The organism is Microvirga thermotolerans, from assembly GCF_009363855.1.
Classification (GTDB): domain Bacteria; phylum Pseudomonadota; class Alphaproteobacteria; order Rhizobiales; family Beijerinckiaceae; genus Microvirga; species Microvirga thermotolerans.
Window position 1 is genome coordinate 1,952,003 of the sequence record NZ_CP045423.1, and the last position, 15,100, is coordinate 1,967,102.

Consider the following 15,100-nt stretch of genomic DNA (forward strand, 5'->3'; position numbering starts at 1 on the left):
CCATGACGGACGCCGGGCCTTCGCAACGCGTCTCCATTGACGCCCGACAGCGGGCAAGAACGCGAGTGGCTTCTTAAACCGCGCGCAGGAGCACGTGTTTCTTCTTGCCGAAGGAGAGCTTGATGACGCCTTCGGCCGTCACGTCGGACGGGCCGAGGACGCCGCGCTCGTCCGTCACCACCCGGTCGTTGACCCTGAGGCCGCCGCTCTTGACCTGGCGCCGCGCCTCGCTGGTGGAGGGGAGGAGCTTCGCATAGTCGGGGCCGAAGGCGGCCAGCACGCCGAGTCCCTGGGCAAGGGACGCGGCGGGGATCTCCACCGTCGGCAGCGTTTCGGCGAGCGCGCCCTGCTCGAAGGTCTTCATCGCCGTCTCGGCGGCCTGCTCCGCGGCCTCGCGTCCGTGGATCAGCGCCGTGGCCTCCGTGGCGAGCACCTTCTTGGCCTCGTTGATCTCCGAGCCCTTCAGGGCGTCGAGCCGGGCGATCTCGTCGAGGGGCAGGGTGGTGAAGAGCCGCAGGAAGCGGGAAACGTCCGCGTCCTCGGTGTTGCGCCAGAACTGCCAGTAATCGTAGGGGCTCAGCATGTCGGCATTGAGCCAGACGGCGCCGGAGGCGGTCTTGCCCATCTTCGCGCCCGAGGCGGTGGTCAAGAGCGGGCAGGTGATCGCGAAGAGCTGCGGCGTGCCGAGGCGGCGGCCGAGGTCGATGCCGTTGACGATGTTGCCCCACTGGTCCGAGCCGCCCATCTGCAGGATGCAGCCATAGCGCCTGTTGAGCTCCACGAAGTCGTAAGCCTGGAGGATCATGTAGTTGAACTCCAGGAACGACAGCTCGTGCTCGCGCTCGAGGCGCAGCCTCACGCTGTCGAAGGACAGCATGCGGTTGACCGAGAAGTGGCGGCCGATGTCCCGCAGGAAATCGATGTAGTTGAGCCGGGTCAGCCATTCGGCGTTGTCGACCATGACGGCCTCCCGGACCCCGTCGCCGAAGGCGATCAGGCGGGAGAAGACGCCCTTCAGGCTCTCCTTGTTCTCCTCGATCTGCTGCGGCGTCAGGAGCTTGCGGCTCTCGTCCTTTCCGGAAGGATCGCCGACCCGGGTCGTGCCGCCGCCCATGAGGGTGATCGGCCTGCCGGCGCCCGTCTTCTGGAGCCAGTGCAGCATCATGATCGAGAGCAGGTGGCCCACATGGAGGGACGGGCCGGTGCAGTCATAGCCCACATAAGTGGTCAGCCGGCCTTCGAGAGCCGCCGAGTCGATGCCCTCGAAATCGGACGTCTGGTGAATGAAGCCCCTCTCGGTGAGCACCTTGAGGAATTCGGATCGTGGCGCGTTCATCGCGGCTCTCGTCTCTTAAAGGAAGGCGACGGGCGCTCTTCTAACAGGTTGCGGCCAGGATTCCATCCCGGACGGGGTGCCGGGGCCGTTCTTTCGCGGGTCTCTTGTCAGGGTTCATAGGTGAACTATAACATTATATCATTAACGAACTGTGAGGCTCCCTATGATCCATGCAGACCATCTCGAGACCGAAGCGGATGTCGGGCCCGGCGTCGACCACGGCAACCAGAGCCGTCTACATTCGGAGGAATACGGCTCAGAGCAGACCGATCGAACTGTGTCCTCGGACGTTTCCTTCGGCGGGGACGCCCAATGGGCAAGTCTGGCCCAAGGGGGGCCTTTCTCCTGGATTTCCGGCGCTTATAACTGGGTGAGCCACAACATTTCTGGCTTGCCTCTGGGGATCTTCTCCGCCGCCGCGGCCGGTCTTCCGAACGTTGCGATCGCCGGCACCAGGTACTACGCCCCGACCCATATCGACCGGGACGTGCTGGCGCTCTTCTCCGGGTCCCAGTGGGCCAAGGGCTCGATTTCGTACAGCTTCCCCGATTCCCGTTGGGATTACGAGTGGATCAATCCGAGCGCTTCCGGCTTCAAGCCGGCCTCGCAGGCGACGCAGAACGCCTTCCACGGCATCTTCAAGGGGGCGCCCGGTGTGATGTCTCTGACGTCCCTCGAGTCCTTCACGAACGCCACGTTCGTCTATGCGGGCCGGGACGGGGCCGATATCAAGCTGAGCGCCTTCCAGCCCGGCAGCGTCATCAACCGCAGCCATGGGTACTATCCGGGCGTCCCGGTCTACGGCGGCGACACCTGGATCACCAACGCCCACGAGACGCCGGCCTTCAGCATGCTCGGCACGTATCAGTACTATCTGCTCCTGCACGAGCTCGGGCATTCGCTCGGGATGAAGCACACGCATGACAGCGGCGGAAACCTGCCGAAGATGAGCGCGGGACACGATTCCACCGAGTTCACGGTCATGTCGTACAACGTCACCGGCCGCCCGCAGACGTTCATGATGTACGACATCGCGGCCCTGCAGGAGATGTACGGCGCGGACTTCACGACCAACAGCGGCAACACCGTCTACAGCTGGAGCCCGCAGACGGGCGAAACCTTCGTCAACGGCGTCGGCCAGGGCAAGCCCGGCTACGACAACAAGATCTTCCTGACCATCTGGGACGGCGGCGGCAACGATACCTACAATTTCGAGAACTACACCTCGAATGCGGTCATCGATCTGGCGCCCGGCAGCACCTCGCTGTTCTCCCCGAGCCAGCGGGCCGACGTCAGGGTCAACGGCAACGTCTACAACGCCCTCCAGTTCAAGGGCGACAGCCGCTCGCTGATCGAGAACGCCTGGGGCGGATCGGGGCACGACAAGATCCTCGGCAATGCTGCCGCGAACCAGCTGAGAGGAAACGGCGGAAACGACACTCTCTCAGGCCGGGATGGAAACGACACTCTCATGGGAGGCGACGGGAGCGATTTCCTCGCTGGCGATGCCGGGTCCGACACTCTTTACGGCGGCACGGGCCACGATTCGCTCTGGGGTAGTACTGGACAGGACAGCCTCTACGGCGAAGACGGCGACGACTTCGTCGCCGGTGAGAGCGGAAATGACTTTCTTGCCGGCCATGCCGGCGACGACCGGATCTACGGCGGCACTGAGCACGACACGCTCTGGGGCGGCACCGGTCAGGACACCCTTTGGGGCGAGGACGGGAACGACTTCGTCGCCGGCGAGGACGGCAACGATTTCCTGGCTGGGAACGCCGGCGGCGATATTCTCTTCGGCGGTATTGGCGAGGACAGTCTCTACGGTGGTACCGGCGGCGATAACCTCTACGGCGAGAACGGCGACGACTTTGTCGCCGGCGAGGACGGGGCCGACAATCTCCAAGGCGGCAACGGCAACGACCGCCTGATCGGCGGGAGCGGAACCGATACTCTCTACGGTGGAGCGGGCAACGACTATCTCGACATGGACGACAGCGCCTCCGCCGGCGCCGACTCCCTCTACGGCGAGGACGGCAACGACGTCCTCGTCGGCGCCGGCATCGGCAGCAGGCTGTCGGGAGGAGCGGGGCAGGACATCTTCGCGATCCGTCCCTGGACCAAGACCACGATCACCGACTTCTATTCGGGCCCCGCGGGAGCCGACCAGATTCAAATCTGGAACAAGCCCCTGTTCGCGAATTTCTCCGTCATGATGGCGTCTGCCCGTCAGATCGGAAGCGACGTGGTGATCGCCAAGGGAGACTTCAGCCTCACCTTGAGCAACACGCAGCTGTCGTCGCTCGCCGCAAAGGATTTCCTGTTCCTCTGACAGGCGGATTGCTCGCATGAAAAAGGCGGGGCGTTCACGCGCCCCGCCTTTCGTTCTGTCGGGTGATTTCAGAGAGAGGCGGCTTCAGGCCTCCGCCTCGACCTTGCCGAGGCGCTTGTCGAGATATTCGTCCACGGCCACCATCAGTTCCTCGATCTTGCCGTCGAAGAAGTGGTTGGCGCCCTCGACCACCGCGTGCTCCAGCTTCACGCCCTTCTGCGTCTTCACCTTCTCGATGACACTGACGACGTCCTTCACCGGCGCGACGCGGTCCTCGGAGCCGTGCACGAACAGGCCCGAGGAAGGGCAGGGGGCGAGGAAGGAGAAGTCGTAGCGGTTCGCCATGGCGGCAACGGAGATGAAGCCCTCGATCTCCGGACGGCGCATGAGAAGCTGCATGCCGATCCAGGCCCCGAAGGACACGCCGGCGATCCAGCAGGCGCGGGCATCCGGGTTCATGGCCTGGGCCCAGTCGAGCGCCGCCGCGGCGTCGGACAATTCGCCCTGGCCGTGATCGAACGTGCCCTGGCTGCGGCCGACGCCGCGGAAGTTGAAGCGAAGGACCGAAAAGCCCCGGTTCACGAAGTCGTAGTACAGGTTGTACACGATCTGGTTGTTCATCGTGCCGCCGAACTGCGGATGCGGATGGAGCACGATGGCGATGGGAGCCCCTTTCTGCTTGGCTTGCTGGTAGCGACCCTCGATGCGACCAGCGGGCCCCGTGAAGACGACTTCAGGCATGAATTCGAACCTCTCAACCGACCTCTCGCGCACCGAGAGGGAAAGCGCTGCAGCCTTGACTTCAGGCCCCTTGTACCGGTAAAATTTTTAGAACTGTTCTAAATTGTTATTGTGTATCTCGATGCCTGCCCTCGGCGCCAGCCTGACGGGCAGGTCGGAGAGAATGTGGTTGCGGTGCTTTAGCATGGCAACCGGGGGCGATTGCAAGATTTTCGTGCGGCACGGGAGCGGGATGGCAGCGGATCGGCGCATTTACCTTGACTACAACGCCACCGCGCCGGTGCGGCCGGAGGTGGCGGACGAGGTTCTGCGCGCGCTGGAGCTTCCCGGGAACGCCTCCTCCGTCCATGCGGAGGGCCGCGCGGCGCGGGCCTGCATCGAGCGGGCCCGGGAGAAGGTGGCCGCCCTCGTCGGCGCGAGAGCCAAGGACGTGATCTTCACGAGCGGCGGGACCGAGGCGAGCAACATGGTGCTCTCGCCGTCCTTCCGCCGCCTCGGCGAGGAGGGGGCGAGCCGCCTCCTGATCGGCGCCACCGAGCATCCCTGCGGCCTCAACGGCCACCGCTTCCCTCACGATGCCGTGGACATCCTTCCGGTCGGCAGGGACGGGATCGTCGATCTTGGCCGGCTGCGGGAGAGGCTCGAGAGCCTCGCTCCCCGGCGGGCGCTGGTCTCCGTCCAGCTCGCCAACAACGAGACGGGGGTGCTCCAGCCGCTCGCCGAGATCGTTCGCCTCGTCCACGAGTTCGGCGGCCTCGTCCATACGGACGCGGTGCAGGCCGCGGGGAAGATCCCCGTGGACATGCGGCGGCTCGGCGTGGATGCCCTGACCCTCTCCGCCCACAAGCTCGGCGGGCCCAAGGGGGCGGGCGCCCTGGTCCTCGCCTCGGACCAGCTGGAAGTCGCCGACAGGCTGATCCGCGGCGGCGGGCAGGAGAAGGGCCACAGGGCCGGGACGGAGAACGTCGCCGCCATCGCAGGCTTCGGCCGCGCGGCGGAACTGTCTCTCGCCGAGCTCGACCGGGAGGCGGTCCGGCTCGAGGGCCTGCGCGACGAGGCCCAGACCCTCGTCCGGCGGATCGCCCCGGATGCCGCCGTCGTCGGAGAAGCTGCGCCGCGGTTGCCCAACACCTTGGCTTTTGCGATACCCGGCCTCAAGGCCGAGACCGCCCTGATCGCCTTCGACCTGGAAGGAATCGCCCTGTCCTCCGGCTCGGCCTGCTCCTCGGGCAAGGTCCGGCGCTCGCACGTCCTCGACGCCATGGGGCTGGATCCCGCCGTGGCGGAGGGGGTGCTGCGCGTCAGTTTGGGGTGGAAGACCACGAAAGACGACGTGATCCGCCTTGCGGAGGCGTGCGAAAGGGTGGTCAACACCCTATATAAGCGGAGAGCAAGCGCAGCCTGACCGGCCACGCTTGCCTTTCCATGTCATCAACCCGCGGCCCTTGAAGCCGTGAGCGGTGGGAGAGACACATGCCTGCAGTGCAGGAGACGATCGACCAGGTCCGGTCGATCGGCGTAGACCAGTACAAGTACGGCTTCGAAACCGAAGTCGAGATGGAAAAGGCCCCCAAGGGCCTCTCCGAGGACGTCATCCGCTTCATCTCGGCCAGGAAGGGCGAGCCGGAATGGATGCTCCAGTGGCGTCTGGACGCCTACAAGCGCTGGCTCACCATGAAGGAGCCGACCTGGGCGCGGGTGTCCTACGACAGGATCGACTACAACGACATCTACTACTACGCGGCCCCGAAGAAGAACCCGGCGCCCAAGTCCCTCGACGAGGTGGATCCCGAGATCCTCAGGACCTACGAGAAGCTGGGCATTCCTCTGCGCGAGCAGGAGATCCTGGCCGGGGTCGAGCCGCAGAGCCGGGTCGCCGTCGACGCGGTGTTCGACTCGGTGTCCGTCGCGACGACCTTCAAGGAGGAGCTGAAGAAGGCGGGCGTGATCTTCATGCCCATCTCGGAGGCGATCCGCGAATATCCCGATCTGGTGCGCCAGTATCTCGGCTCGGTCGTGCCGGTGACCGACAACTTCTTCGCGACCCTGAACTCGGCCGTCTTCACGGACGGGTCCTTCGTCTACGTGCCGCCGGGCGTGCGCTGCCCGATGGAGCTGTCCACCTACTTCCGCATCAACGAGAAGAACACAGGGCAGTTCGAGCGCACCCTGATCATCGCCGACAAGGGCTCCTACGTCTCGTATCTCGAGGGCTGCACGGCGCCCAAGCGCGACGAGAACCAGCTCCACGCCGCGGTGGTCGAGCTGATCGCCCTCGACGACGCGGAGATCAAGTACTCCACGGTCCAGAACTGGTATCCCGGCGATGCCGAGGGCCGCGGGGGCATCTACAACTTCGTGACCAAGCGCGGCGACTGCCGGGGTCGTAACTCGGTCATCACCTGGACCCAGGTGGAGACGGGTTCGGCCATCACGTGGAAATACCCGTCCTGCATCCTGCGCGGCGACAATTCCCGCGGCGAGTTCTATTCCATCGCGGTGTCGAACGGCAGGCAGCAGGTGGATTCCGGGACCAAGATGATCCACCTCGGCAAGAACACCACGAGCCGGATCATCTCCAAGGGCATCGCGGCGGGCCGGTCCGAGAACACCTATCGCGGTCTGGTTTCGGCGCACCGCAAGGCAACGGGCGCGCGCAACTTCACGAACTGCGACTCGCTCCTGATCGGCAACGAGTGCGGCGCGCACACGGTGCCCTACATCGAGTCGAAGAACGCGAGCGCGGTGTTCGAGCACGAGGCGACCACGTCCAAGATCTCCGAAGACCAGATGTTCTACTGCCAGCAGCGCGGCCTCTCGGAAGAGGAGGCGACGGCGCTCATCGTGAACGGCTTCGTGAAGGACGTGCTGCAGCAACTCCCGATGGAGTTCGCCGTGGAAGCCCAGAAGCTCATCTCGATCTCGCTCGAAGGCTCGGTCGGTTAATCGGAAGGCAGGAACGTGAATGTCCGGGGCGATCCCGGGCATGACGCGAAAGGCTTCAAGCCCGTCATGGCCGGACTTGGTCCGGCCGTTCACGCCAAACAACGGAATACTCAGATGCTCGAAATCAAGAACCTGGTGGTCCAGATCGAGGACAAGCGCATCCTCAACGGGCTCGACCTCACCGTGAACGACGGCGAGGTCGCCGCCATCATGGGGCCGAACGGCTCCGGCAAGTCGACCCTGTCCTACGTGATCGCCGGCAAGGAGGACTACGAGGTCCTCGACGGCGAGATCCTGCTCGACGGCCGGAACCTCCTGGAGATGGAGCCGGACCAGCGCGCCGCCGCCGGCGTGTTCCTCGCCTTCCAGTATCCGCTGGAGATCCCCGGCGTCGCCTCCATGACGTTCCTGAAGGCGGCCCTCAACGCCCAGCGCAAGGCGCGCGGCGAGGAGGAGCTGAGCACCCCGGACTTCATCAAGCGGGTCAACGCCGCCGCCGCTCAGCTCGAAATCCCCAAGGAGATGCTCAAGCGCGCCCTCAATGTGGGTTTCTCCGGCGGCGAGAAGAAGCGCATGGAGATCCTCCAGATGGCGCTGCTCCAGCCGCGCTTCTGCATCCTGGACGAGACGGATTCGGGTCTCGACATCGATGCGCTTCGCATCGTGTCCGAGGGCGTGAATGCGCTCCGCTCGCCGGACCGCTCCTTCCTGGTCATCACCCACTACCAGCGCCTGCTCAACCACATCGTGCCCGACACGGTGCACGTCATGTCGGCCGGGCGCATCGTGAAGTCGGGCGGCAAGGAACTGGCCCTCGAGCTCGAGGCCAACGGCTATGCCGACTACCGGGACAGCGAGGCCGCCTGACATGGCCGAGATCGCTCTCATGAAGACGCCCGCCGAGACGGGGCTGGCGCAGGCCTTCGAGTCCGCCAAGGCCCTGCTCCCGGGCGATACGGAATCCCGGGCGAAGGCCTTCGAGGTCTTCAGCCGCAACGGCCTGCCGCACCGGCGGGTCGAGGAGTTCAAGTACACGGACCTGCGCGCCCTCATGCGCGAGGCCGCACCGTTCGCGAAGAAGCCCTCCGCCGAGGAGGCGCGGGCGGCTCTCGCGGGCGCCAGGGCCTTCGCGGGCGTCGCGGCTCTCGAGGTGCCGTTCGTGAACGGCCACTTCGTGCGCGAGGCGGTGTCGTTCGAGACCCTCCCCGAGGGCGTCGAGATCGTTCCGCTCGCGGAGGCCCTCGCCTCCGGCCACGACTGGCTCGCGCATCTGAGCCCGATCCCCTGGGCGGCGGAGAACCCGGTCTATCAGCTCAACACCTCGTTCATGGCGGATGGGGTGATGCTGCGCATCGCCGGTCCCGTGGAGATGCCGGTCCACCTGCGCTTCGTCACGGCGAGCGAAGCCGGGGTGGCGACGGCGACCCGCGTGCTCGTCCTCGTGGAGAACGGTGCCTCGGCCACGATCCTGGAAAGCCACGAGAGCAACGACGGCGCGGGGCACCAGCCCAACGACGTGGTGGAGCTGATCGCGGGCGACGAGACCAACGTCCGTCACGTCCGGCTGAACGCGGAGGGCGACCGGGCGCTGGCGCTCTCGACCCTGGCCGCCAAGCTCGGCGCGGAGGCGCAGTTCACCAGCGTCAACCTCACCGTCGGCGCCGCCGTTTCCCGGCATCAGGTCTTCGCGCGGTTCGACGGCGAGAACGCGCGGGCGCAGATCAACGGCGCGACGATGGTCAAGGGACGCCAGCACGCGGACTCGACCCTCGTGGTCGAGCACGGCGCGCCCCATTGCGAAAGCCGCGAGCTGTTCAAGACCGTGGTGGACGACGAGGCGACGGGCGTGTTCCAGGGCAAGATCATCGTGCCCCACCACGCCCAGAAGACCGACGGCCGCATGATGTCTGCAGCGCTCCTCCTGGGCGAGGGCGCCGTGATGAACAACAAGCCGGAACTGGAGATCTTCGCCGACGACGTGCAGTGCGCCCACGGCGCCACCTGCGGCCAGCTGGACGAGGACCTTCTGTTCTACCTGATGGCACGCGGCCTGCCGAAGAAGGAGGCCGAAAGCCTCCTGATTCAGGCCTTCCTGGGCGAGGCGGTCGAGTTCGTCGACAACGACGCCGCGCGCGAGGCTCTGGCCGGCACGGTCGAGGAGTGGCTGAGGGCCCGCTCGTAGGACCCGATGCGTCATGGCCGGGACGAGCCCGGCCATGACGACAGAGAGAGGTGAGACGATGAACGCACCTGTAAAGCCCTACGACGTCGAGGCGGTCCGGGCCCAGTTCCCGATCCTGTCGAGCGAGGTCTACGGCAAGCCCCTCGTCTATCTCGACAACGCGGCCTCCGCGCAGAAACCGCGGGCGGTGATCGATGCCATGGTCGACACCATGGAGACCGCCTATGCCAACGTCCATCGCGGCCTGCACTTCATGGCCAACGCCGCGACGGAGTCCTTCGAGCGGGCCCGCGAGACCGTCCGGACCTTCCTGAACGCGGAATCGGCCGACGAGATCGTGTTCACGAAGTCGGCGACCGAGGCGTACAACCTCGTGGCGGATTCCTTCGGCCGCATGGCGATCGGGGAGGGGGACGAGATCATCCTCTCCATCATGGAGCACCACTCCAACATCGTGCCCTGGCACTTCCTGCGCGAGCGCAAGGGGGCGGTGATCAAGTGGGCGCCCGTGGACGAGGAGGGCAACTTCCTCCTGGAGGAATACGAAAAGCTCTTCTCCAGCCGCACGAAGATCGTCGCCATCACCCACATGTCGAACGTGCTGGGCACCGTGACGCCGATCAAGGAGATCATCCGCATCGCCCATGCCTATGGGGTGCCCGTGCTGGTGGACGGCGCCCAGGGGGCGGTCCATCTCGACGTGGACGTGCGCGATCTCGATGCGGATTTCTACGTGTTCACTGGCCACAAGGTCTACGGCCCGACCGGGATCGGCGTTCTCTACGGCAAGAAGGCGCTTCTCTCCCGGATGCCCCCCTACCAGGGCGGCGGCGAGATGATCCGCGAGGTCCGGCAGGACGCCATCACCTACAACGATCCCCCGCACCGGTTCGAGGCCGGGACGCCGGCGATCATCGAGGCGGTGGGGCTCGATGCGGCCCTCCGGTTCATGATGGAACTCGGCCGGGACAGGATCCGCGCCCACGAGGCCGCGCTCTCCGCCTATGCGCACCAGCGGCTGGGGGCCATCAACTCCCTGCGCATCTACGGCCGCGCCAGGGAAAAGGGCGCCATCATCGCCTTCGACATGAAGGGCGCCCATGCCCACGACATCGCAACGGTGATCGACCGCCAGGGCATCGCCGTGCGCGCCGGGACCCACTGCGCCATGCCGCTCCTGGAGCGGTTCGGCGCGACGGCAACCTGCCGCGCGTCATTCGGGCTCTACAACACCCTGGAAGAAGTGGATAAACTGGCCGAGGCCCTGCAGAAGGCCGAGGCCCTGTTCGCGTGAGGATTGCTGTGAACGACCTGACCCCGATCAACGATGCGCCCAACGCGCCGCAGGTGGCTCCCAGCGCCGGAATCCCGCCGGAAGAGCTCGACCGCATGACCGACGACATCGTGGCCGCCCTCAAGACGGTCTACGATCCCGAGATCCCGGCCGACATCTACGAACTCGGCCTGATCTACCGCGTCGAGATCGACGACGACCGGCAGGTGACCATCGACATGACCCTCACCGCGCCGGGCTGCCCGGTGGCCGGGGAGATGCCCGGCTGGGTGGAGAACGCCGTCTCCGCCGTGCCCGGCGTGCAGGGGGTCAAGGTCAACATGGTCTTCGATCCGCCGTGGGACCAGAGCCGCATGTCCGACGAGGCGCGCGTCGCCCTCGACATGTGGTGATCGGCCCCGGCTCAGGCGCCGTCCCCAGGGCTGACCGGCTTCCTGAAATACACACCCGCTCCGTCTCCTCGAAGCCGAGCGCCTCGTGCATGGCGTGCGAGACGGTGTTGGACAGGTCGGCGTCGGAGGCCATCTCCCGGCATCCCTTCGCCTTGGCCCAGGCCTCGAAGGCCTGGACGAGGCGCCGGGCGATCCCCCGGCGCCGGTGGGGCGGTGCCACGTAGAGCCCCTCCAGGAATGCAACGGGAGAGGTCGAGCAGCCGTTCACGTAGTCGCGCCGGAGCGACGCCTCTGCGAAGCCTACGGGGCCGTGCCCGTCGAGGTGGGCCAGGAAGGCCACGCCGCCGTCCGGATCCTCCAGGATGGACAATGCCTCCCGGCGATGCTCCTCGAGGCTCGCCTCCGGCCAGAGGGCATGCCGCAGGCGCGCCCATTGCGGGACGCTCTGCGGATCGCCTTCCGCGATGCGGATCGGATCGGGCCCGCTCATGAGGAGGTCGCCGGCCGTGGGGGGATGCTGTCGGCGAGGGCCCCGAGGCCGAAAGCCAGCACCAGTCCGACCGCGATGGTCGATATCAGCGGCGTGTGATGCGGCATCGGCTCTCTGTTTTCTGGGACGGCCCTTTAGATTGGATCGGAGGACCCAGCGTCAACCTCGGCCGTAGGGAGCGGGCCGATAAATCTCGACGCCGGGCCTGCCATCGCCTATCTATCGGGAAACGGAACTCGTTCTGCCCGGGCCTTGAACCCGGACGTCAGGAGAGAAAGCAATGGCTCTACCCGGTTTCAAGGTCATCACCTTGACCGACGCGGCGGCGAATCGCGTCAAGGAGATCATCGCCAGGGCCGACAGGCCCATCGTGGGCGTGCGCGTCGGCGTCAAGAACGGCGGCTGCGCCGGGATGTCCTACACCATGGAATATGCGGAGAGCGTCTCTCCCCTCGACGAGGTCGTCGAGGACAAGGGCGTGACCGTCCTGATCGATCCGAAGGCCGTGCTCTTCCTGCTCGGCACGGAGATGGACTTCCAGACCACCAAGATGGCCTCGCAGTTCGTCTTCAACAATCCCAACCAGACCTCGGCCTGCGGCTGCGGCGAGTCGGTGGCCATCACGCCCGCCGCTCCCGACAAGCTCCAGGCGGCCCACTGAAGCCTTCCTATGGATGCCGATGCCATCCGGGACGTCTTCCGGGGCCTCGGGCCGATCCGCATCCGCCGCATGTTCGGCGGCCACGGGATCTATCGTGGGGATGCGATGTTCGCCCTCGAGGCGGGCGGGGAGCTCTACCTGAAGGCGGATGCTCGGACCGCGCCTGTCTTCGAGGCCCTGAACTCCCGGCCCTTCGCCTATGCGAGCCGGAATGGCCGGACCACCGTCATGAGCTACTGGCTCATGCCCGAATCCGCCATCGAGGACGAAGCCGAGGCGCAGCGCCTCGGGGCCCTGGCCCTCGAGGCCGCCTTGCGCGCGCGGGCCGCGAAGCCCTCCCGAAAGGCCGCGAGGCCGCCGCGCCGGGCGTGACGCCCGCGGACGAAGCCTCTCCGGCAAGCCGGGTTCGGGCGGCCTCGGCCTATTTCGCCTTTTTCGCCGGCACCGGCCGCAGGAGGAACGCGGGCACGTGATCGCCGAGGCCGACCACGGGCTCGTCCGCATCATGGCGCTCGCGCCGGCCGGAGACGCGCTGCGCCGCCTTCTCCGCCGGACGCTCCCGGGAAGGAGCCTTTTCCTTCTGCGGGGCGGGCGTGTCCTCCGCCGGCATTCCGGCGCCTGCGCGGGCGACCTTGCGGCCGCCGCGGGAGCGTTCTCCCGTACCGCGCCCGCGCCGGGAGGACGGGCGCGTGTCGGACGAGGCCGGGCGCTCCGCGAGGGTCGGCCCCTCCCAGGGGATGGACTGGCCGATCAGCTTCTCGATGGCGGCAAGCGACTTCTCGTCGCCGGGGCCGACGAGGGTGAAGGCGAAGCCGGTCCGCCCGGCGCGCCCCGTCCGGCCGATCCGGTGGACATAGTCCTCGGCGTGGTGCGGCACGTCATAGTTGAACACGTGGCTCACCGCCGGAATGTCGAGGCCGCGGGCCGCCACGTCGCTCGCCACGAGGAGCGGGATCTCTCCGGTGCGGAACGAGTCGAGGGCCGCCATGCGGGCGCGCTGGTCCATGTCCCCGTGCAGGGCGGCGGCGTTGAAGCCGTGCTTCTGCAGGGAGCGGTGGAGCACGGCCACGTCCCGCTTGCGATTGCAGAAGACGATCGCGTTCTTCAGGTCCGTCGCGCCGCGGATCAGGTCCCGCAGGGTCTCGCGCTTCTCGTAGTCCTGGGAGCCGGTGGCGACGAGCCGCTGGGTGATGGTGGATGCCGTGGTGGCGGCGCGGGCCACCTCGATCTTCACCGGGTTGTGCAGGAAGGCGTCGGCGAGGCGCTGGATCTCCGGCGGCATGGTCGCCGAGAAGAACAGGGTCTGGCGCGTGAACGGCACCAGCTTCACGATGCGTTCGATGTCCGGGATGAAGCCCATGTCGAGCATCCGGTCGGCCTCGTCGATCACCAGGAGCTCGACGCCGGTGAGCAGCAGCTTGCCGCGCTCGAAATGGTCGAGCAGACGGCCGGGCGTGGCGATGAGCACGTCGACGCCCCGGGTGATCTTGGCATCCTGGTCGCCGAACGAGACCCCGCCGATCAGGAGGGCCACGGAGAGCTTGTGGTTGACCCCGTAGCGGTCGAAGTTCTCCTCGACCTGGGCGGCGAGTTCCCGGGTCGGCTCGAGGATCAGGGTGCGCGGCATCCGCGCCCGGGCCCGGCCGCTCTCGAGGAGCGTCAGCATCGGCAGGGTGAAGGCGGCCGTCTTGCCGGTGCCGGTCTGAGCGATGCCCAGCACATCCCGGCGTGCGAGCACGTGAGGAATGGCCTGGGCCTGGATCGGCGTCGGCTCCGTGTAGCCGGCGGCGGCGACGGCCTGTTGAACTTTCTCGCTAAGTCCGAGTTCGGCAAACGACATGAGTGGATCTAACCGTTGAGAGCTGAACGCGCTTTCAATGCCGGCCGCTCGATACGGCAACAAACAGGCGCAAAACTGGTTTCACCTGAGATTTTCTGCTCAAGCAAGGATGCGGCGGACCATAGGACAAGCTATGGCCTTGTCAATCCAAGGAAAAGGCTCAATGGCCGAAACACTCGTATTGATTCCCGGACTCGCCAATACATCCAGCCTCTACGAAGCGCAAATCCGGGCGCTTTCGCCGCTGCCGAAAGTCGTGGTCGCCGACCATGCGCGGGACGACTCGATGGCGGGAATCGCCGCCCGCCTCCTGGCCGCGGCCCCGGAGCGTTTCGCCCTCGCAGGGCTGTCCATGGGCGGCTACGTGGCCATGGAGGTCCTCCGGCAGGCGCCGGAGCGGGTCGAGAGGGTGGCCTTCCTGGACACCACCGCCCGCCCGGACACGGAGCAGGCCCGGGAGGAGCGCCTGCGCATGATCGCCCTCGCGGAGGGCGGGCGATTCGAGGATGTCGTCTCCCGGCTCTGGCCGCGTCTCGTTTCGAAGCGGGGGCAGGAGGATGCCGGGCTGAAGGCCCGCGTGACCGGAATGATGCGGGAGGTCGGACCGGAAGCCTATGTCAGGCAGCAGCGGGCCATTCTCTCCCGCCCCGATTCGCGCTCCCTCCTGCCCCAGATCGAAATTCCGGCCCTCGTGCTGGTCGGGGAGGAGGATGCGATCACGCCGCCGGACGTCGCCCGGGAAATGGCGGAAATGATCGAATGGGCCTCCCTCGTCGTGGTGCCGGGCGCGGGACACCTGTCGACGCTCGAAAGGCCGGAGGAGGTGAGCCGCGCGCTCAGGATCTGGCTCGAAAAGGCGTGAAGAATCAGGACGCCGGGTCGGTCG

At 66.6% G+C, this 15,100-nt stretch carries 13 protein-coding genes and 1 pseudogene; 10 read left to right on the forward strand and 4 right to left on the reverse strand.

Going from position 1 to position 15,100, the window contains the following annotated elements; translation table 11 throughout:
• Positions 1 to 73 precede the first annotated feature (73 nt).
• Positions 74 to 1,336, reverse strand: coding sequence for a tyrosine--tRNA ligase (gene tyrS, locus GDR74_RS09045; RefSeq protein WP_152586004.1), 1,263 nt, complete (start codon positions 1,334 to 1,336; stop codon positions 74 to 76).
• Positions 1,337 to 1,727: 391 nt separating this feature from the next.
• Between tyrS and GDR74_RS09050 the strand changes: the two genes are divergently transcribed.
• Entirely contained in the window at positions 1,728 to 3,668 is a 1,941-nt protein-coding gene (locus GDR74_RS09050; protein WP_194164495.1) for a M10 family metallopeptidase, read from the forward strand.
• A gap of 84 nt (positions 3,669 to 3,752) precedes the next feature.
• Here GDR74_RS09050 and GDR74_RS09055 read toward each other — a convergent pair whose 3' ends face one another.
• Positions 3,753 to 4,409 carry an alpha/beta hydrolase gene (locus tag GDR74_RS09055; protein ID WP_152586006.1) on the reverse strand — a complete coding sequence of 219 codons (657 nt, stop codon included), beginning with the start codon at positions 4,407 to 4,409 and terminating at the stop codon, positions 3,753 to 3,755.
• Between the two features lie 232 nt (positions 4,410 to 4,641).
• Here GDR74_RS09055 and GDR74_RS09060 point away from each other — a divergent pair, with 232 nt between their 5' ends.
• The 6 genes from GDR74_RS09060 (at position 4,642) to GDR74_RS09085 (ending at position 11,223) form a co-directional block, all read left to right on the forward strand.
• Positions 4,642 to 5,814, forward strand: coding sequence for a cysteine desulfurase family protein (locus GDR74_RS09060; RefSeq protein WP_152586007.1), 1,173 nt, complete (start codon positions 4,642 to 4,644; stop codon positions 5,812 to 5,814).
• Between the two features lie 68 nt (positions 5,815 to 5,882).
• A complete protein-coding gene (sufB, locus tag GDR74_RS09065) occupies positions 5,883 to 7,355 on the forward strand; it encodes a Fe-S cluster assembly protein SufB (RefSeq protein WP_152586008.1) in 1,473 nt (490 codons plus the stop codon).
• 114 nt (positions 7,356 to 7,469) lie between these two features.
• A complete protein-coding gene (gene sufC, locus GDR74_RS09070) occupies positions 7,470 to 8,222 on the forward strand; it encodes a Fe-S cluster assembly ATPase SufC (protein ID WP_152586009.1) in 753 nt (250 codons plus the stop codon).
• A gap of 1 nt (position 8,223) precedes the next feature.
• Complete coding sequence (gene sufD, locus GDR74_RS09075; RefSeq protein ID WP_152586010.1) at positions 8,224 to 9,537, forward strand: Fe-S cluster assembly protein SufD; 1,314 nt, start codon at positions 8,224 to 8,226, stop codon at positions 9,535 to 9,537.
• Between the two features lie 58 nt (positions 9,538 to 9,595).
• Positions 9,596 to 10,831, forward strand: coding sequence for a cysteine desulfurase (locus GDR74_RS09080; protein WP_152586011.1), 1,236 nt, complete (start codon positions 9,596 to 9,598; stop codon positions 10,829 to 10,831).
• A 95-nt stretch (positions 10,832 to 10,926) separates the two neighbouring features.
• A complete protein-coding gene (locus GDR74_RS09085; protein ID WP_152587713.1) occupies positions 10,927 to 11,223 on the forward strand; it encodes an SUF system Fe-S cluster assembly protein in 297 nt (98 codons plus the stop codon).
• 11 nt (positions 11,224 to 11,234) lie between these two features.
• On the opposite strand, the pseudogene aac(6') reads toward GDR74_RS09085, so the two are convergent.
• Positions 11,235 to 11,713 (reverse strand): annotated as a pseudogene (gene aac(6') / locus GDR74_RS09090) (aminoglycoside 6'-N-acetyltransferase).
• 280 nt (positions 11,714 to 11,993) lie between these two features.
• Between aac(6') and GDR74_RS09095 the strand changes: the two are divergent.
• Together GDR74_RS09095 and GDR74_RS09100 are read left to right on the forward strand one after the other, a co-directional pair.
• On the forward strand, positions 11,994 to 12,374 hold the full coding sequence (locus tag GDR74_RS09095) for a HesB/IscA family protein (protein ID WP_152586013.1): 381 nt from the start codon (positions 11,994 to 11,996) through the stop codon (positions 12,372 to 12,374).
• A gap of 9 nt (positions 12,375 to 12,383) precedes the next feature.
• A complete protein-coding gene (locus tag GDR74_RS09100; RefSeq protein WP_152586014.1) occupies positions 12,384 to 12,746 on the forward strand; it encodes a TfoX/Sxy family protein in 363 nt (120 codons plus the stop codon).
• Between the two features lie 49 nt (positions 12,747 to 12,795).
• Here the strand turns inward: GDR74_RS09100 and GDR74_RS09105 are convergent, their stop codons facing one another.
• Positions 12,796 to 14,214 (reverse strand): DEAD/DEAH box helicase, encoded by a 1,419-nt coding sequence (locus GDR74_RS09105; protein WP_152586015.1) that lies wholly within the window; start codon positions 14,212 to 14,214, stop codon positions 12,796 to 12,798.
• Between the two features lie 163 nt (positions 14,215 to 14,377).
• Here GDR74_RS09105 and GDR74_RS09110 point away from each other — a divergent pair, with 163 nt between their 5' ends.
• Entirely contained in the window at positions 14,378 to 15,076 is a 699-nt protein-coding gene (locus GDR74_RS09110; RefSeq protein ID WP_152586016.1) for an alpha/beta fold hydrolase, read from the forward strand.
• Positions 15,077 to 15,100: the final 24 nt, after the last annotated feature.